The following is a 17,291-nucleotide window of genomic DNA, read 5'->3' on the forward strand; positions in this document are numbered from 1 at the left end:
CGCGGGTTGATCGTTGGTCCGGCCCGGGGTCGCTGAGCCCTCTCGGGACCCGCCCGGATGGGTGGGCTCAGCATCTGCGGCGCCTATGGAGCTGATGCCGCAAACGAATCAGGCAAGGGGGTCGGCTGTCGGTGATGTCGTAGGCGATTCAGCTCCAAAGGAGGGTCGGGCCACCGGCACTCCCTGGCCCGGCACCCGCTGGGTCGCCCTGATTGCTCGCGAAGTTCAGCGCCCCGGCACTGCGGGCTAGCCCCATGCCACCGCCCGGTTGCCGATCGCCGAGGGGTGTGCGAGTGGTCGCGGGCCTGCACGACGAGCCCCGCGGCGTCGTCGCTGCGGATTCGTCGGACGACGTATGCGGGGGTCCGCAGCCGGCATGGTTGATCTGCCCGATCCGAGGGCATTTCGGCATAGACGCCCTCCAATTGCCGGTTGCATTGGTCAGACGTGTGACCTACGCTCCCAGTAAGAATTTCGGGGCGGTTAACAAAGAGTGCGGTCGGGGCGACGGAAGTCCCCGCCGGCCCTTAGTGGCGTCGCTGTTCCGTACTCGTCGCTCGATACGCACTTTGGGCACCACATCGACGACCAGTGAGAGGAACAGACGTGAAGTCAGCCATATCCACCGCGCGAATGTCAGTGTTGGCGGTGGCGGCGCTTGTCGCCGCCACACTGCCGGCAGTGTTGACAAACCAACTACCGGCCTCGGCCGCAGTACAGGCGACCTACTATGTCGCCCCGGACGGTAACGACGCCAACCCGGGGACGATTCAATCGCCGTTCAAGACGGTTGAACGCGCGCGGGACGTGGTTCGTACGATAAATTCGACCATGAGTGGTGACATCAACGTGTATCTCCGCGGCGGGAGATACCCGGTCACCAGCACCGTCGAGTTCGGTGCCAGCGACTCCGGAAACAACGGGTTCCGGGTCGCCTACGCCGCCTATCCCGGCGAGACACCGGTCCTCGACGGCGGCGTCCCGGTGACCGGATGGTCCCAGCACAGCGGCAATATCTGGAAGGCGCCACTGGACCGCGCCAACAAACTGCGGGCGCTCTACGTCAACGACAAGCGCGCGTACATGGCGTCGAAGACGATCGGCTCGGCGGGCTGTTACGGCACGTACAACATCACGGCCAACCAGGCCGCGTGGGCCTGGGAGTCGGGGTCGCAGTGTGACGGCGCGAAATACAGCCTGAACGATTTCCCTGCCGTCGCCCGCAACCAGGACGACATCGAGATCGAGACCGGAACGACCTGGACCACTGCCATCGTTGGCGTCCGCCAGGTGACCACGAGTTCCGACGGCGCCAACCGGGTAGCGCTCTTCCAGCAACCGGGCGCGGCCATCGCGCAGGGCGCGTTCAACGGCAACGCCCAGGTGGGTGGCACGCACAAGCTCATGAACGCCTACGAGTTCCTGGACGCCCCCGGTGAGTTCTACTTCGACAAGGGCAGTCGGACGCTCTATTACTACAAGGCCAGCGCCGAGAACATGTCGACCGCGACGGTCTACGCGCCGAACAACGTCTCCACAGTGCTGCGGGTGGCCGGCACCTCGACGAGCAGCCACGCGCGCAACATCACGTTCTCCGGCCTGACGGTGCAGCACTCCGACTGGAACCTGGTCAACGTCGCCGGCTCGTCCTTCAAGCAGGCGCAGCAGGGCAATCTGAGCGCGAACGTGTACGCCAAGGGCAACTTCCACGTCTACCACTACCGCAACGTGGACGTGGTTCCCGGCATCGTCCAGGTGCAGAACGCCGACGGGATCCTCCTGCAACGTAACCGGATCCAACACACCGGTGCCGACGGGATCAGCATGGTCAACGACGTGCAGGGCACACAGTTGATCGGCAACCACACCAACGACATCGCCGGGTCCGCGATCCTCGTGGGCCATCCGCAGCACGTCTACATCGGGGACGGCACGTCGACCAACCGCGAGAAGTACTCCGCGTCGGTCGAGGGGCTACCGAAGAACATCGACATCAAGAACAACTACCTCTACGACAGCGCGGTCCTGTTCAACGGGCACAGCCCCATCTCCGCGTACTTCGCCGACACCCTCACCATCCAGCGCAACCGGATCGAGAAGACCCCGTGGTCGGGCATCACGCTCGGCTGGGGCTGGTGGAACTTCGACGGATCGTCGGGCTCGATCGTGCCGAACCGGCCGACCACCACGGCGAGAAACAACACCATCAGCTACAACCACATCATCGACACGGTGCAGCGCCTCAGCGACACGGCCCCCATCTACACACTCGGGAGCCAGCCCGGGACCACCATCACCAACAACTACCTCCAGGGCGTGCCGTCGGGCCACAAGTACGGACTGCACCCGGACGAGGGATCGGCCTTCATCACGTTCCGCGACAATGTCCTGAGTATCGACAAGAACGTCACCTGGATGATCAACTCGGACGACTTCGGGCGGAAGCACGATCTGAGCATCACGCAGATCTACGGCCCGATCAACAAGGTCTCGAACAAGAATCTGCCGAACAGCACGGTCGCCGACATCCTCGTCTCCTCCGACTATGTCTGGCCCGCGGCGGCGTACGGCATCGCCGCGAACTCCGGCCTTGAGGACGCGTACCGGGACATCATTCCGGCGAGCAATTTCTCCGCACCGAACTATGTGCTGCCGGCCAGCACCTTCGTCACCAGTGCCACCGCGACGATCCCGATCCGGAGCATCGGCGACGCCACCAGGTCGGTCTGGTTGGCGCCGTCCGGCACGACCACCTTCACCGCCGGGCCGACGATGACCAGGGCCGCCGGCACTGCCACGTCCATCGCCGTGCCGGCTACTCAGGGCGAGTACCGGCTGTACGTCGTCGACGCACAGGGCAACCGGTCGGCCGAGTCGACAGCGATCGTCCGGCAGCAGCAGGGCGGCGGCAGTACGGGGAGCGGACAACTCGTGGGTGGCCAGTCCGGCCGCTGTGTCGAGGTGCCCAACTCCTCGACCACCAACGGCACTCAGACCCAACTCTGGGACTGCTCCACGGGCACCAACCAGCGGTGGACCCAGACCGCCAGCAAGCAGCTGACCGTGTACGGCAACAAGTGCCTGGACGCCTCCGGGGCGGGCACTGCGAACGGCACTGCGGTCATCATCTGGGACTGCCATGGCGGGCTCAACCAGCAGTGGAACGTCAACAGCAACGGCACCGTGACGAACGCCCAGTCGGGGCTCTGCCTCGACGCCAACGGCGCCGCCACTGCCAACGGCACCAAGCTCATCCTCTGGTCCTGCAACGGCGGCACGAACCAGCGGTGGACGCTGCGTAGCTGACCCGATCAGACCCCGGGGCCAGGCCGACACGGGCCTGGCCCCGGCTACTTCTGGTAGCCGTAGTTGTCGCAGGTCCGGCGTCCCTGCACGCAGTTCTTCGTGCGCTTGTTCATGGTGTCGACGTCCCACATCACGAACGCGTCGCCGTGCATCGACGAGGCGCTCTTGCCCTCCTTGTCCGAGGACAGGTAGTAGCCGGCCGGGGTGCCCTTGGCCGGGTACTGGATGTCGAAGGTGATCGCCGGGATCCGGACCGGGTGACTGGTCGGGCAGGAGTTGCCGCTGCCGTACGCCACGTGGTCCTTGTGGTTGGGGCTGTCCAGGTGCTTGCCGTCCCAGCAGTCGGGGAACTGCATCATGAAGTGCAGCGTCGCGTCGCCCCCGCAGATGGGCCAGTTGCCGTTGGTGCTGCGGGCGATGCCGTCGAGGTCACCGGGACCGTAGAAGGCGCAGTAGAACTGGCCGGTCGCGCCGCGCGGGGTCGGCTTCTTCTTCCTGGCGTCGCCGGAGATCATGCGCAGGCCGTTGGGCATCGGCATCTGGCCTGTCGAGTTCTTGGCGAGCGAGCGGTAGTAGACCCGGAACCCGGTGGTCTCGACCGGCTTTCCCGTCGCGTTGTCGTAGAGCGTGGGCACCCAGTAGGCGGAGTGGTCCTGGACGGGCTTGCAGGAGGTGGCAGTGAACTTCGTCAGGTCGCCGGCGACGGTGTTCGCGTCGACGGCCTTGTTGCCGACGAACGAGTGCATGTGTGACGCGCCCGGTAGGCCGGGGGCGACGATCGGGTCGTCCGGTAGCCGGTGGCTGTACTGGCAGTCCGCCCGGAACTCCGGGAGGTTACCCACTCCGGACGGGACGGGGTCGGTCTTCAACGCCCGGTACGCGTCGGCCTGCGCCTTCCAGGTCGCCCGGTCGACCGGAATCCAGCCGGTTGCCGGGACCTTCGGCGCGGCAGCGGTCGACGGTGTCGCGCCGGCCGACGGGGTAGTGGCGGCCGACGGCGTCGCGGAGATCGACACCGCCACGCCGGGCGCCGCCGGCTGCCCGGCCGGTGATGACGGGTATTCGAGGGCGTTGGCCGCGTTCGACGCCTCGGGCTGCGCCGCGCCGTTGCCCAGGTACACGCCCCCGGCCGTGATGACGAGTACGGCCGCCGCGCCGACGGCCACGCCGAGCCTGTTGCGGCCGAGCCAGCCCGGAACGCGATGACGGGGCGGCGGCGGGCTCTCGTACGACACGGGTCACTCCCAACGAGTAGACGCCAGGATGACCCGAACGGCCACGGCGGCCGAATGGTAGGCGCTTACGGCCCGCGCTCGGAAGGTCTTTAAACCTTCCTTAAAGTACGCGGGCTGGCCGCGTCCGTGAGTACCGTCCGCCGGATCCGACGGACGGTGCCCACGCTCGATCTCGGGTCGACGACGTCGCTAGGAGGCGGCCGGCGGCGTGGTGTCGGTCGGCTCGTCGGCCTCGTCGTCCTTCGAGGGCTCCTCCTCGTCCGCCACCGTGACGCGCGCGGGCTCGGTCCAGGAGAACTCGATCTCGACGGACACCTCCGTCTCGCTCTCCCGCTCGATCTCCAGCTCGCACCGCACCGTGTCCGCGACCGTCACCGCACCCGCCGCGCCATAGAAGAGCCGCCCGTCAGACTCCAGCTGGTTCGCCAGTTGGCGCAGCCAGGCAGCCAGGTCGGAGCGTGAAACCGTACGGGAGTCCTCATAGATATCCATGCCGGCCATGCTCGCACTCCACAAAGGACGAGGTGTGCGGGGCTTCGGCCTCGCCCGGCCGGGTCGGCATGATATGGATCTTGCCGGTGGTGGTGGTCCGGAAAATGTCGGCTTCGGAGGTGCTGCCGGACGGTGCACGGGTAATGCTGGGCGATGACATCAACCTGGAAGCCCCACGAGAAGCACGGCGGCCTGTCGGACAAGGACAAGCGCGAGCTGCCGGAGACCGTCTTCGCGTTCCCCGGCAAACGCAAGGAACCGATGACCGATGCGAGCCACGTCCGCAATGCCGTCGCCCGGTTCGATCAGGTGCAGGGCGTCACCGACAAGGACCGCGACCTGGCCTTTCAGAACATCCTCGCCGCCGCCAAGCACTACGGTGTCGACGTCGCCGAGACGAACTGGCGCCAACTCGGCAAACTTCCGCACACGCCGAACCCCGCCCACTGACGGGGCACCCGCACGGTTCGTCTCGTTCACCGGATAGGTTCGCCTCCGCTGGGTAAGCGGCGCAGATGCCCGCCAAACAGGAGCCGGCAGCCGACAACGACCCGCCCTCGCGCGGGGTGTCAGGGGCCGACCGAACCTGGGCCGGCCTGCCCGAGCGGGTGCGGCACGGGTTGCGCTCCCGCGCCTGGCGGTTCCGCCTCTTCGGGCTGCTCGCCGTGCAGGCCGGCGTCGCGGCGACGATCGCCTGGTTCGTGGGAGCCCAGGTCCTGGACAATCCCACCCCGGTCCTCGCGCCCACCACAGCTGTCGGCATCGTGGCCGCCGCGATGGGCACACGCCTGCGGCGCACCATCGAGCTGCTGGTCGGGGTCGTTCTCGGGCTCGCCGTCGGTGACGCGCTCATGCCACTGTTCGGCATCGGGGCCTGGCAGACCGGCCTGGTCGTCGTACTGGCGATCATCGTCGCCATCCTGCTCAAGGGCGGTGGCTCCCTGCTCACCCAGGCCGGTGGCACAGCGGTGCTCATCGCCACCCTGGAACCGCCAGTGCGTGACCTGTCCGTTCCTCGCTTCGTCGATGCCGCGGTCGGCGGACTTGGTCGGGTTGGCGGTCGGTCTGCTGGTGGTGCCCATCCACCCGCAGCGGACGGTGCAGCGGCTGGCCGAACCGGTTCTCGACCCGGCCATCGCCGCCCTGCACAACCTGGGCGCGGCGCTGCGCCGTCGGGACCTTGACGGCACCGAGCAGAGTCTGACCGGCCTGCGGATCCTCGGATCGCGGGTGACCGCGCTGGACGAGGGGCTGGGGGCAGCCCAGGAGGTGGTGCGACTGGCGCCGCTACGGTGGCACCAACGCAGGTCCCTGGTCCGCTACACCCAGGCCGTCCGACATCTCGAGCGCAGCCTCTACGGTTGTCGGGCCGTCGCGCGGAGACTCACCAAGGCTCTCCGGGAGGATGAGCCGATACCGGAGGAGTTCGCGGCCGCCATCGAGCTGCTGGCCACCAGCATGCATACGCTGAGACGTACCACCACTCCTGAGCGGGCGGATCCGCAGGAGGCGCGCCGGCAGATCCTGACCCTCTCGAGCTGGTCGGAGAGGCGCAGGGGGAGGCCGCGCCGGATCCCACCCGTCCACACTCCCACCGGTTGGGCTACTCCGGGATGATCGCCGCGGCTGAGTTCCGCATGGCCGCCCAGGACCTGCTCATCGCCAGTGGGTTGGACACCGACGAGGCGGCAGCGCTGGTGCGGCAGACGTCGGGTCGGGACGAGTGGGACTGAACCGCGCAGCACCTCCGCCACTGTCGCTGAGCCGCCCGTCGGGAACGTCGGGCGCGCCCACCTCAGGTCGCCTTCAGCGACGCGAGGACGTCGAGGTAGTGCGGGTTCTTCATGACCCCCAACACGTTGCCGAACGGGTCGACCACCGCCGCGGTGATGAACCCCTCGTCCCCGTGCGGAGTGATCGGCTGGTACTCCGTGGCACCCAACGCCAGCAGCCGCTCGACTGTCGCGTCGAGGTCGTCGACGCACCAGTGCATGACCACGCCGCCGGGCCCGGTCGCCGCGCCGGCCGGTGCGTACCTACTGTCGATGATGCCCAGCTCGGCCTGGTAGTCCCCGATGCGGAACTCGGTGTAGGCCGGGCGTCCGTCGGGGCCGGGGCGCATGAAGTACGCCTCGATGCCGAGGAAGTCCGCGTACCAGGCGGTGGCTGCCGTCACGTCGTCCGCCCAGATGTTCAGGGTGGCGAATCCTCGCAGGCTCATCAGGTGTCCTCTCGTCGATGTCGTCGGTGTTGACGCTATCGACGATTGCGGAAGGTTAGCTTCCGCAATCGGCCGCGCGTCTCGACGGTGTCGAGCCACGGGCCGCATTTTTCCCCTGCACCCGGGTAGTCGCCGCCATTGCCAGTACGAGTGGCGGGGGACAGCGTGGACAGCTACCCGGCAGTCGAGGACCACGGTCTGATCGGTGATCTACAGACCGCGGCACTGATCAGCACGGACGGTACGGTCGACTGGTTCTGCGCGCCCCGCTTCGACTCGCCGAGCGTCTTCGGCGCGCTGCTGGACCGCCGCAACGGCGGCCACTTCCAGCTCTCGCCCGACGGCGTCGACTACACGAGCAAGCAGCTCTACCTGCCCGGTACGCCGATCCTGATCACCCGCTTCCACAGCGCCGACGGTGTCGGTGAGCTGTTGGACTTCATGCCGGTCACCGGTGCCGAGGCCACCGACCGACACCGGTTGATCCGGCTGGTCCGGATGGTCCGGGGGAGCATGCGGTTCCGCTTCCACTGCCACCCACGGTTCAACTACGGGCGCGATCCGTACGAACTGGAGGTGCACCCCGAGGGCGACGTCTTCCGGAGCCCGACGATGGCCCTCACCCTGGCCGCCTTCAAGAACTCGCTTCGCGAGTTCGACGCGAGGGACATCAAACGGGACACCGATGGCGTGTCCGCGTCGTTCACCCTGCACGCCGGTGACATCGGCGGGGTGGTCCTGGAGACTGCCTGTCCGCACGCGCCTCGCGCACTCAGCACCGACGAGGCGTGCGATCTGCTCGCCGAGACCCGCGACTACTGGCGGCGGTGGGTGGGCGGTTCCCGGTACAAGGGGCGCTGGAGGGAGGTGGTCGAGCGGTCGGCGATGACCCTCAAGCTGATGACGTACGCACCCACCGGCGCCCTGGTCGCCGCGCCCACCGCGGGACTGCCCGAACAGGTCGGCGGGCAGCGGAACTGGGACTACCGCTACACCTGGATCCGGGACGCGTCCTTCTCCGTGCACGCGCTGCTGCGCCTGGGCTTCACCGACGAGGCCGAGAAGTATCTGCTCTGGCTCGACGCGCGCATCCGTGAGGCACGGGACGGCAACCTTCCCCTGCAGATCATGTACCGCATCGACGGCTCACCGGACCTCCCCGAGGAGGTGCTGGGTTACCTGGAGGGGTACCGCGGCTCCGCGCCGGTGCGGATCGGCAACGGCGCCGCGGGCCAACTCCAGCTCGACATCTACGGCGAGGCGCTCGTCTCGTTGGAACTCGCGGACCGCAACGGGCTGATCGCGCCGTACGAGGGGTGGCGCAAGACGGCCGGGCTGATGGACTGGCTCTGTGCGCACTGGGACCAGCCCGAGGACGGCATCTGGGAGACCCGTTCCGGCCGGCAGGACTTCACCTACGGTCGAGTGTTGTCCTGGGTCGCGCTGGACCGGGCCATCCGCATCGCGCGTCGCCGGGGCCGTCCCGGCGACATCGCCCGCTGGTCGGCCGAACGTGACGCCATCTACGAGCAGGTGATGACCCGCGGGTTCAACCAGGAACGTGGCGCGTTCGTGCAGCACTACGGGTCCGACATCCTGGACGCGTCGCTGCTGGCGATGCCGGGGCTGAACTTCATCTCGCCGACCGACCCGATGTGGGAGTCGACGCTGCGGGCGATGGACACCGGCCTGGTCTCCGACAGCCTGGTCTACCGCTACGACCCGAGGGCCTCGCCGGACGGTCTCGCCGGCACCGAGGGCACCTTCAACATGTGCACCTTCTGGTACGTGCAGGCGCTCGCCCTGGCCGGCCGGATCGACGACGCCCGGTTGACCTTCGAGAAGATGCTCACCTACAGCAACCCGCTCGGCCTCTACTCCGAGGAGATCGCGCCGACCGGTGAGCAGATCGGCAACTTCCCGCAGGCGTTCAGCCACCTCTCGCTGATCAGTACGGCGGCCCACCTCGACGACCTGCTCGACCAGCAGGGTTGACCCGTCGGGTCAGAACAGCGTCAGCGGCTCGACCGGGATCGGCTCGGGCAACGCGTCGAGCCCGGGCACGCGTGCTCGTACCTCGTCGTGGAACCGGCGGGCGAGCGCCGGCGCGTCGGCGTTGTCCGGGGTGTGGATGAACATCGTCGGCGAGCGCCCCTCGCGAAGCCAGGTGACCGTCACGTCGATCCAGCGCTGCCACCCCTCGACAGTGCGCGTCGAGTCGTCGCGACCGAGGTAGCGGACGATCGGCCGGTCGGTCAGCGCGACGGACCTGAGCGGCACGCGGGGCTTCTTGGTCCAGGCGTCCCGCTCCGGGTCGCTGGTCGGCGGGCTCGCGAAGAAGGCGGTCGTGTCGAAGGGGATCCACTCGGCCCGGGTGGCGGCGAGTGTCGCCCCGAGCAGTCGGGTCGCGTGGGCGTCGGTGAAGAACGCGGGATGGCGGACCTCCACCGCGTACCGGTGGGACCGCGGGAGCTGCTCCAGGAAACGGCCCAGGGCCGGGACGTCGGCGGGCGCGAACGAGCCGGGCAGTTGGATCCAGAGGGCGTGGGCGCGCGGGCCGAGCGGTTCGATGGCGTCCAGAAAGACGCGCAGCGGTTCGTCGACGTTGGTGAGGCGGCGTTCGTGCGTGATGACCTTGGGAAGTTTGAGGACGAACCGAAAGTCGGGACCCGTCTGGGCGGCCCACGAGGCCGCGGTGTCCCGGGCCGGGGTCGCGTAGAACGTGGTGTTGCCCTCCACGGCGTCGCACCAACTGGCGTAGTGCCGCAGGCGCTCGGTGGGCGGCAGCCGGTGGCCCGGCCACGACCGGTGACTCCACATCGCGCACCCCACGTGCAGACGCATGACCGCCCTTCCCACTGGTGACCGCGCTCGACCGGAGCCCACCGTATACGGGCCGGCGGACCCGGCCGGGCCCACGGTGCGGCAGGTAGGGTCCGACGCCATGCGTGTGCTGTTCGCCAGTCTTGCGTCCGTCGGTCACACCTATCCGCTGATCCCGCTGGCGATCGCCGCCCGAGAGGCCGGGCACGAGGTCCACTTCGCCGCCGGGACGGAGGTGCACCCGCCGCTCGCCGCGCACGGCCTGCGGCCGTTCCGGCCCGGCGACGCCTTCTACGAGGTGTACGCCGAGGATCTCGCGCCGGAGCTGGCGCGGCTGCGGCCCGACCTGGTGGTGCACGAGTGGGGGCTGCCGGGGGCGGCCGTGGCGGCTCACCGGGCCGGGATCCCGGGCCTGTGGCACGGGTTCGGCCGGATGTTCCCCGAGGGCATCGGCCTGGAACTGCCCACCAGGAACGCCGAGGTCGTCGGCCGGCCGCACCTGGACATCTGGCCGCCCTCGCTGCAGGACACGAACTTCCTCGCCACCGAACGTCGGATCGAGCTGCGACCTGTCGCCTTCTCCACACCGGCCCCGCTGCCTGAACGGGTGAGCCGTCGCACGTTCCGGCCGTTGATCTATCTGAGCCTCGGCACCGCGTTCGGCACGCCGGAGCTGCTGCGCACCGCCATCGCCGGCCTGGCGGCGCTGGACACCGAGGTGGTGGTCGCGGCCGGCCGGGTGCCTCTGGAACAACTGGGCGAGTTCCCCGACCACGTCAGCGTGCACCAGTGGGTGTCGCAGGCGGAGTTGCTGCCGCTCGTCGACCTGGTGGTGCACCACGGAGGTAGCGGCACCACCCTCGGGGCGCTCGCGGCCGGCGTACCGCAGTTGCTGCTGCCGCAGGGCGCCGACCAGTTCGCCAACGCCGACACGCTCGCCGCCGCCGGTGTCGCGGTGCGGCTCCTTCCCGGCGAGGTGGACCCGAGCGCCATCGCCGAGCAGGCGCACCGCCTGCTGCCGCGGCGGGGCCAGGTCGAGCAGCGCGACGCGGCCCGCCTGATCGCCGAGGAGATCGCCGGCATGCCCTCGCCGGCGGCCGTCGCCCGACTCCTGCCGGAGTACGCCGCCTGATCGGACGCAACATCGTCAACTCAGGGTTGACGATACGCATACGTCAACCTATGGTTGACGCATGACAGATCCTCTCCAGATGAGTAACACCGTCAAGCTCGACGACCTGATCCAGGCGATCAAGACGGCGCACACCGACGCGCTCGACCAACTCACCGACGCGGTCATCGCCGCCGATCACCTCGGCGAGGTCGCCGACCACCTGATCGGCCACTTCGTCGACCAGGCCCGGCGCTCCGGCGCCTCCTGGACCGACATCGGCCGCAGCATGGGTGTCACCAAGCAGGCCGCCCAGAAGCGCTTCGTGCCGAAGGCGACCGAGGCGGCAGCGCTCGACCCCAACGCCGGCTTCGGTCGGTTCACCCCGCGTGCCCGCAACGTGGTGATGGCCTCGCAGGAGGAGGCCCGGGCCAGCGGCAACGCCGAGATCGGCCCCGAGCACCTGGTGCTGGGCCTGCTGGCCGAGCCGGAAGGGTTGGCCGCCAGGGTGATGGCTGGTCGTGGCGCCACCCCCGAGGTGGTACGGGAGGCGGTCGGTGCCGTCCTCCCACCACGGGCCGAGCAGGTTCCGGACCTCATTCCGTACGACGCGCGCGGCAAGAAGGCGCTGGAGCTGACCTTCCGGGAGGCGCTGCGCCTCGGGCACAACTACATCGGCACCGAGCACATGCTGCTCGCGCTGCTGGAGCAGGAGGACGGCGCAGGGGTGCTCACCAACCTCGGCCTGGACAAGGCGACGGTCGAGGCAGACCTGGCCGCCGCCCTCGCCGCCGCCGTCGGAAAGAAGTGAGAACCCGGGGTCAGGACGCCTCAGGGAAGCCGTAACGCAGGGCGTGCTCCGGATCGGCCGGGTCGATCTGGCGTACGCCCGCGTCGGCGAGGCGCTTGTTGACCTCGTCGAGTTGCTCACGCACCAGGCGGGCCTCCTCCTCGGTGACCCGGCCCCGGTGTGGCTTGCCGGCGTGCTCCAGCGTGCCGTAGTCGATCTTCTCGGTGCTCTTGCGGGCCTTGGGTGGGCGAACCCGCTCGGCCGTCTTCAACAGCTGCGCCATCGGCACGTCGGTGGCCATCGCGTCGAACTCGCTGGCGGTCAACACCACCCGGCGGGGCTCGCCGCCACCGTGCCGATCGTGGATCTCCACCACCGCCACGTCCAGCGCGGCGTCGTCGATGTTCTCCACCTCGCCCGGGGTGGCGTCCAACTGCACGGGCCCGGCGACCAGGTCCGGGTGCTCCAGCACGACGATGCGGACCACCTCGTCGTCCTGCTGCAGAACCGTGCCGGTGAAGTCGGAGACGTGGATCGTCTTCTTGCCCATGCGCGGAGTTTCTCCTGTCGTAGGCCGGGATGGCGGACCACAAGAAATTACCCGACAGGTGTGCGAAAGCCGCCGCTGGACCTCCTCCGGTGTGTCGCCCCGGGCGAACGTCAGAGACTGCCCTTCGGCGCCACCGACTCGGCGGTGCGTCAGTGGTTGTTCAGACGGTGCCTACTGGAGTTGCCGACGGACAGCTTGTTCAGGCCGGCCCACGACAGGGCTCCGCCGCCGATCGTCCGCGGGTTCCGGTAGCGCGGCTGGGGCGGATTGCCTCCGACGGCCTCCGCCGCCTGCCAGAGTCGCTCGGGGTCCTGCTGGTAGTGGTCGCTCGGCTGAATCGGCATGCGTTCACCGTCCCAAACAAAGGTGTCCAGATATGGAAATACATATGACGGTCGATTCATGTGCCTGGTTCCCGCACCCCTTTCCCGCTCGGCCCTGACGTATCCTGCGCCCGGCCCCGCCGTCCGGCGTACGGTGATCGACAACGGGTCGGGTGACGGGGAGGTGCGCATGCTCGACCGGCGACTTCACCTGCACCTGGCCACCTGGCTCGGCCAGTGGCCGGCCGGGCCTGGGTTGCACGTGGTCGCCTCGCACCGGCGGGCCGAACCGGCCTGGGACGGCCGGCTACGCCCCGCGCTCGCCGTGGACACCGGGCAGAGCGCCGTGCTCTCCGTGGCGCCGGACCGTGTGGCGGCGATCCGCGCGTTGGTTCGCCGTACGCCGGCTCGCTTGCTCGCCGCGCTGCCGGAGGCCGTCGGCCGACCCGATTTCTGCGTACACGACGGACCCTTCCGGTGGAGCCTGGCACCCGCCCCGTTGCCCGACGTGGGGGAGTGGACCGAGCCGACCGCCACCGGGCTGCCGCCGTGGCTGCGACTCTTCGACCGACCGGTGCTGGTGGTCCGTGACCCGGACGGCGTCTACCTGGCCGGCGCCGGGATCAAACGGCACGACGCGTACGGGCACGAGTTGGCCGTCGGCACCGTGCCGGCCGCCCAGGGGCGCGGCCTGGCCCGTCGACTGGTGGCCCAGGCGGCGAGGCGGGTGCTCGACGAGGGGGCGGTCCCCACCTACCTGCACGAGCGGGACAATCACGCCTCGGCCCGGGTCGCCGAAGCGGCCGGTTTCCCGGACCGGGGCTGGCGCGCGTACGGCGTCTATCCGCGCTGAGACAGGGCGGGGCTGGGCGCGGACCGTGGATCCCGGGCCGGATCCACGGTCCGCAACCTCCCCCCAGGCCCCGGTTCCGGGTGTAGCGGCTGTCGCCGGCGGCGTGCCGCCACGTGTCGATCACGCTACGTATCGAACAGGCTTGGGGCAAGGTTGACGCTGTCGGTTCGGAGTGTCGAAAAGCGGACTTGACCTGCTGCTTCGCTGGCCGAAGGAGGTCGGCCGGATCAGTGACGGAGCGTGCGAATCAGGTCGAGCACCTGTCGGGTCACCGGCCGCAGGACCCGGAGCCGGGACAGCGTCACGAGCCGGTCGACCAGTGGTACGGCCCCGTCGATGAGCTGGCGGGTCTTGGTCTGGCCCGGTGATCGGTCGTGCACCCAGTAGAGGATCACGCCCATGTACGCGAGCCAGAGCAGCTCGGGCAACTGCGGGCGCAGCTCGGCGTCGACAGTGGCCGTCGATCCGGTCAACACCTCGCCGAAGAGGTCGATGGCCGCCTGCCGGGGGCCGGAGGACTCCGCGGAGAAGGGGCTCAACGGGGAGGTGGGCTCCGCCGCCGTCTTGAAGAAGGTCGCCGCGAACCCGTGTGAGGGCGTCAACACGTCGATCCCCGCGTGCAGCACTCCGGCGAGCCGGGGACCGAACGCCTCCTCCCGATCGAGCACTGGCTGCGCGGCGGCCCGGTGCTCGACCTGGGACTGGGCGTAGAACTCCTGAATCAGATGGTCCTTGGAACCGAAGTAGTAGTAGGCGTTGCCGACAGCGACGCCGGCCTCCTGCGCTATCGCCCGCATGGTGGTCTGGGCGTATCCGCGTTCGCGGAACAGCCGCATCGCGGTGTCCCGGATCAGCTGCCGGGTCTGCTCGCCTCGGGCGGTGGCTGGGTCACCCGCAGTGGTCGTCTGCGCAGGCTGCTCGGTCATCGAGGTCACCGTATCCCGCCGGTTCGTCGGTCGGCTCGGCCCACGGGTCGCGGATCCGCTCCCGGATCGCCGAGGCGGCGGCCACCGTCTGCCGGGCGAGGGGCAGCAGGTGCGGTCGGGCCAGCCGCTCGGCAGTGGACCGATGGTCGGTCAGTGCCCAGAGGCAGGCGAACCAGGCGCCGTCGCCCGCGTACACCTCGCCGGTGTCGGCGATCACTGTGAGATCGCGCAGCGTCGCGTCGTGGTCCAGGCCGGGGAAGCGCCGCCGGGCCTCGGCGGACCCGGCCGGCACGAACTCCAGAGGTACGAGTTGGGCGCGGGACGACAACCAGCGGCGGGCGGCGCGGCAGAGCGGGCAGGCCGCGTCGAACAGGACGGTGAACCCCCGGATCCCACCGCCGGAGTGAGCGGTGGGATCCGGGAGCCGACCGACGCCACCGGTCGGGGGCACTGTCATCGGGTTGGTGGGTTGGTCGTCGGGCCGCCGCCCGGCTGCGGGCCACCCGGCTGGGGTCCGGCCGGGTGCGCGCCGGTCGGCTGCGGTCCGCCCGGGTACGCGCCGACCAACTGCGATCCGGGAGGGGCGGATGGCATGGGGAGTCGGCCGATCGGGGCGAGCGGGGGGTGGGTGGCGAGCTGGCGGAGTCGGTTTCGGCGGTAGCGACCGAGCGCGAAGACGTTGAAGAAGTGCAGCGCGCCGAGGACCAGCAGCACCAAGCCGATTTTGAGAGACAGCTCCTCCATGGCCTGGCTGGTCGAATCGACTGGGTCGGGGTGCTTCATCGCCACAGTGACGTAGCCGAGGTTGAGCAGGTAGAAGCCGACCACCAGGAGGCTGTTGACCGCTCGGGCGAGTCGTTCCTCGGCGAACACCTCCTCCAGGAAGACCTGCCCGTTGCGGGACAGCGCTCGCGCCACCCAGATGGTCAGGCCGACGCTGACCGCGAGGTAGATCACGTACATCCAGACCTTGATGTCCATGTGGACGCCCTTCTTGAACGTGTTCAACTACCGACGTCATCAGACTAGGGCTGATATTGAACATGTTCAAGAAGTGGCGACCAGTGACTGTGGACACTCTGGTGCGGCGCTGAGGGCGCGCCATCCGGCCGAGCGTCTCAGCCCGGCCGGATGGCGCCCTGCTCAGCCGGCCAGGCCGAGCACCTCGGCCGCCGCGCGACCGTTGGCGTGGCTCGCGCCGAAGGTGGTGACGAAGGCGCGCACGCCCGCGGGCCGCCACTGTGCCGGCCAGCCCATCTCCACCACTGTCACCGGGTGCTGGGCCGCCAGGTCGGCGATCAGCTCCGGGCCGCCGGGCAGCCGGTGCAGGTGTCGCCCGACCAGCACGATGGGACGGTCGCCCGCCAATCCGCGCAGCGTGGCCGGGTCGGTCTCGGCGGCGATCGCCCGGATCTCCGGCACCCCGTGCAGGTGCGGACCCAGACCCCACGGCACCCGACCCTCGGCGATCGTCGACTCGGTGTGCAGTTGCACAACCAGTGGCTGGTTCAGGCCGGTGAGCAGACCGTCCACCCGGACCGCTCGACGCGCTGCCGCGTACCCCAGCTCGGGGTCGCCGGTGGTCGGCGACCCGCTGGCGGCCCGGGTCCAGGCGGCGAGATCGGCGGCGCGGCCGGCCGCCTCCTCGACCCGCGCCCTCGCCAGCCGGCCGTCGGCGAGCGCGTCGACGATCTCGGCGGCCACCCGCTCGACCAGTTCGGCGTCGACCTTCGCGCCGATGCAGAGCAGGTCGGCACCCGCGCTCAGGGCCCGGACCGCAGCCGGCCCGACCCCGCCGGCGGCCACCGCGGCGCCCCTCATCTCCAGCGCGTCGGTGATGACGGTGCCGGTGAAGCCGTACTCGGTGCGCAGCAGGTCGACCAGGACGGCTCGGCTGAAGGTGGCCGGGTCGGCGCCGGTGAGCGCCGGCACCCGGATGTGCGCTGTCATCACGGCGCGCGCCCCGGCGGCGACGATGGCCGCGAACGGCGGTAGGTCCCGCTGGCGGAGCAGGCCCAGCGGAGCGTCCACCGTGGGCAGTTCGTGGTGGGAGTCGGTGACGGTGGCGCCGTGCCCGGGGAAGTGCTTGGCGCAGGCGGCCACGCCGGCGGCCTGCAACCCGGCCACGGCGGCGGCCGAGTGGGCGGCCACCCGCACCGGGTCCGCGCCGAAGGACCGGGTGCCGATCACCGGGTTGTCGTCGGCGGTGTTGACGTCGACGGTGGGGGCGAGGTTGACGGTGATGCCGAGCGCGGCCAGTTCGGCGCCGATCGACTGGTAGACCCGTCGGGTGAGGGCCACGTCGCCGATCGCGCCCAGGGCGGCGTTGCCGGGGTACGGGCTGCCGGTGGCGTGCGCCAGCCGGGTCACGTCGCCACCCTCCTCGTCGATCGCGATCAGCGCGTCCGGCCGACCGGCGCGCAGCGCGGCGGTGCTCGCCGCCACCTGCGCGGGATCATGCACGTTGGTGCCGAACAGGGTGTACCCGGCCAGCCCGTCGGCCAGCAGGTCGACCGCCCAGTCCGGCGGGACCAGTCCCGGGTACGCGGCCAGCAGCGTGCCCAGCGCGAGCCGGCGCAGTCCTGGATCCAACCCCACGTGCTTCCCCCTTCGGTGCCCCCGCGGGTACGAAACGTCGTACCGGTGGTGGTCTTGGCCCTG

At 69.7% G+C, this 17,291-nt stretch carries 18 protein-coding genes; 8 read left to right on the plus strand and 10 right to left on the minus strand.

Annotated elements, in window-relative coordinates:
* The first annotated feature begins 633 nt into the window (after positions 1 to 633).
* Positions 634 to 3,306: an RICIN domain-containing protein gene (locus tag PSH03_RS31315; RefSeq protein WP_372494934.1), complete on the plus strand. Its 2,673-nt coding sequence runs from the start codon at positions 634 to 636 to the stop codon at positions 3,304 to 3,306.
* Between the two features lie 44 nt (positions 3,307 to 3,350).
* Here PSH03_RS31315 and PSH03_RS31320 read toward each other — a convergent pair whose 3' ends face one another.
* Both PSH03_RS31320 and PSH03_RS31325 read right to left on the minus strand, forming a co-directional pair.
* A complete protein-coding gene (locus tag PSH03_RS31320) occupies positions 3,351 to 4,541 on the minus strand; it encodes a DUF1996 domain-containing protein (protein WP_210781036.1) in 1,191 nt (396 codons plus the stop codon).
* Between the two features lie 189 nt (positions 4,542 to 4,730).
* A complete protein-coding gene (locus PSH03_RS31325) occupies positions 4,731 to 5,033 on the minus strand; it encodes an amphi-Trp domain-containing protein (protein ID WP_238691225.1) in 303 nt (100 codons plus the stop codon).
* Between the two features lie 153 nt (positions 5,034 to 5,186).
* Between PSH03_RS31325 and PSH03_RS31330 the strand changes: the two genes are divergently transcribed.
* The 3 genes from PSH03_RS31330 to PSH03_RS31340 all read left to right on the plus strand — a co-directional run bounded on the left by PSH03_RS31330 (position 5,187) and on the right by PSH03_RS31340 (position 6,650).
* Positions 5,187 to 5,483, plus strand: coding sequence for a DUF6582 domain-containing protein (locus PSH03_RS31330; RefSeq protein WP_210781038.1), 297 nt, complete (start codon positions 5,187 to 5,189; stop codon positions 5,481 to 5,483).
* 65 nt (positions 5,484 to 5,548) lie between these two features.
* Positions 5,549 to 6,217, plus strand: coding sequence for an FUSC family protein (locus PSH03_RS33135; protein ID WP_372494935.1), 669 nt, complete (start codon positions 5,549 to 5,551; stop codon positions 6,215 to 6,217).
* Entirely contained in the window at positions 6,105 to 6,650 is a 546-nt protein-coding gene (locus PSH03_RS31340) for a hypothetical protein (protein ID WP_238691227.1), read from the plus strand. The genes PSH03_RS33135 and PSH03_RS31340 overlap by 113 nt, the downstream gene beginning before the upstream one ends.
* 178 nt (positions 6,651 to 6,828) lie before the next feature.
* Here the strand turns inward: PSH03_RS31340 and PSH03_RS31345 are convergent, their stop codons facing one another.
* Complete coding sequence (locus tag PSH03_RS31345; protein ID WP_210781040.1) at positions 6,829 to 7,254, minus strand: VOC family protein; 426 nt, start codon at positions 7,252 to 7,254, stop codon at positions 6,829 to 6,831.
* A gap of 165 nt (positions 7,255 to 7,419) precedes the next feature.
* On the opposite strand from PSH03_RS31345, the gene PSH03_RS31350 reads away from it, so the two are divergent.
* Complete coding sequence (locus PSH03_RS31350; protein WP_238691228.1) at positions 7,420 to 9,249, plus strand: glycoside hydrolase family 15 protein; 1,830 nt, start codon at positions 7,420 to 7,422, stop codon at positions 9,247 to 9,249.
* 9 nt (positions 9,250 to 9,258) lie between these two features.
* Here the strand turns inward: PSH03_RS31350 and PSH03_RS31355 are convergent, their stop codons facing one another.
* Complete coding sequence (locus PSH03_RS31355; protein ID WP_502361704.1) at positions 9,259 to 10,098, minus strand: DUF72 domain-containing protein; 840 nt, start codon at positions 10,096 to 10,098, stop codon at positions 9,259 to 9,261.
* Positions 10,099 to 10,198: 100 nt separating this feature from the next.
* On the opposite strand from PSH03_RS31355, the gene PSH03_RS31360 reads away from it, so the two are divergent.
* Together PSH03_RS31360 and PSH03_RS31365 are read left to right on the plus strand one after the other, a co-directional pair.
* Positions 10,199 to 11,209, plus strand: coding sequence for a glycosyltransferase (locus tag PSH03_RS31360; protein ID WP_238691229.1), 1,011 nt, complete (start codon positions 10,199 to 10,201; stop codon positions 11,207 to 11,209).
* A gap of 61 nt (positions 11,210 to 11,270) precedes the next feature.
* Positions 11,271 to 11,999 carry a Clp protease N-terminal domain-containing protein gene (locus tag PSH03_RS31365; protein WP_238691230.1) on the plus strand — a complete coding sequence of 243 codons (729 nt, stop codon included), beginning with the start codon at positions 11,271 to 11,273 and terminating at the stop codon, positions 11,997 to 11,999.
* A gap of 10 nt (positions 12,000 to 12,009) precedes the next feature.
* Here the strand turns inward: PSH03_RS31365 and PSH03_RS31370 are convergent, their stop codons facing one another.
* Positions 12,010 to 12,528 carry a hypothetical protein gene (locus PSH03_RS31370; protein ID WP_210781043.1) on the minus strand — a complete coding sequence of 173 codons (519 nt, stop codon included), beginning with the start codon at positions 12,526 to 12,528 and terminating at the stop codon, positions 12,010 to 12,012.
* Between the two features lie 149 nt (positions 12,529 to 12,677).
* Positions 12,678 to 12,872 carry a DNA repair protein gene (locus PSH03_RS31375; protein WP_210781044.1) on the minus strand — a complete coding sequence of 65 codons (195 nt, stop codon included), beginning with the start codon at positions 12,870 to 12,872 and terminating at the stop codon, positions 12,678 to 12,680.
* A 169-nt stretch (positions 12,873 to 13,041) separates the two neighbouring features.
* On the opposite strand from PSH03_RS31375, the gene PSH03_RS31380 reads away from it, so the two are divergent.
* On the plus strand, positions 13,042 to 13,704 hold the full coding sequence (locus PSH03_RS31380; protein ID WP_238691231.1) for a GNAT family N-acetyltransferase: 663 nt from the start codon (positions 13,042 to 13,044) through the stop codon (positions 13,702 to 13,704).
* A gap of 227 nt (positions 13,705 to 13,931) precedes the next feature.
* Here PSH03_RS31380 and PSH03_RS31385 read toward each other — a convergent pair whose 3' ends face one another.
* The 4 genes from PSH03_RS31385 to PSH03_RS31400 all read right to left on the minus strand — a co-directional run bounded on the left by PSH03_RS31385 (position 13,932) and on the right by PSH03_RS31400 (position 17,228).
* Positions 13,932 to 14,630 carry a TetR/AcrR family transcriptional regulator gene (locus PSH03_RS31385; protein ID WP_210781046.1) on the minus strand — a complete coding sequence of 233 codons (699 nt, stop codon included), beginning with the start codon at positions 14,628 to 14,630 and terminating at the stop codon, positions 13,932 to 13,934.
* The gene (locus PSH03_RS31390; RefSeq protein WP_238691232.1) at positions 14,593 to 15,087 is read right to left on the minus strand and encodes a thiol-disulfide oxidoreductase DCC family protein; all 495 of its coding nucleotides are present in this window, start codon (positions 15,085 to 15,087) and stop codon (positions 14,593 to 14,595) included. The genes PSH03_RS31385 and PSH03_RS31390 overlap by 38 nt, the downstream gene beginning before the upstream one ends.
* Entirely contained in the window at positions 15,084 to 15,638 is a 555-nt protein-coding gene (locus PSH03_RS31395; protein ID WP_238691233.1) for a hypothetical protein, read from the minus strand. The genes PSH03_RS31390 and PSH03_RS31395 overlap by 4 nt, the downstream gene beginning before the upstream one ends.
* A gap of 135 nt (positions 15,639 to 15,773) precedes the next feature.
* Positions 15,774 to 17,228 (minus strand): glycoside hydrolase family 3 N-terminal domain-containing protein, encoded by a 1,455-nt coding sequence (locus tag PSH03_RS31400; RefSeq protein WP_238691234.1) that lies wholly within the window; start codon positions 17,226 to 17,228, stop codon positions 15,774 to 15,776.
* Positions 17,229 to 17,291: the final 63 nt, after the last annotated feature.

It is taken from the genome of Micromonospora salmantinae (assembly GCF_022230905.1).
GTDB lineage: Bacteria > Actinomycetota > Actinomycetes > Mycobacteriales > Micromonosporaceae > Micromonospora > Micromonospora salmantinae.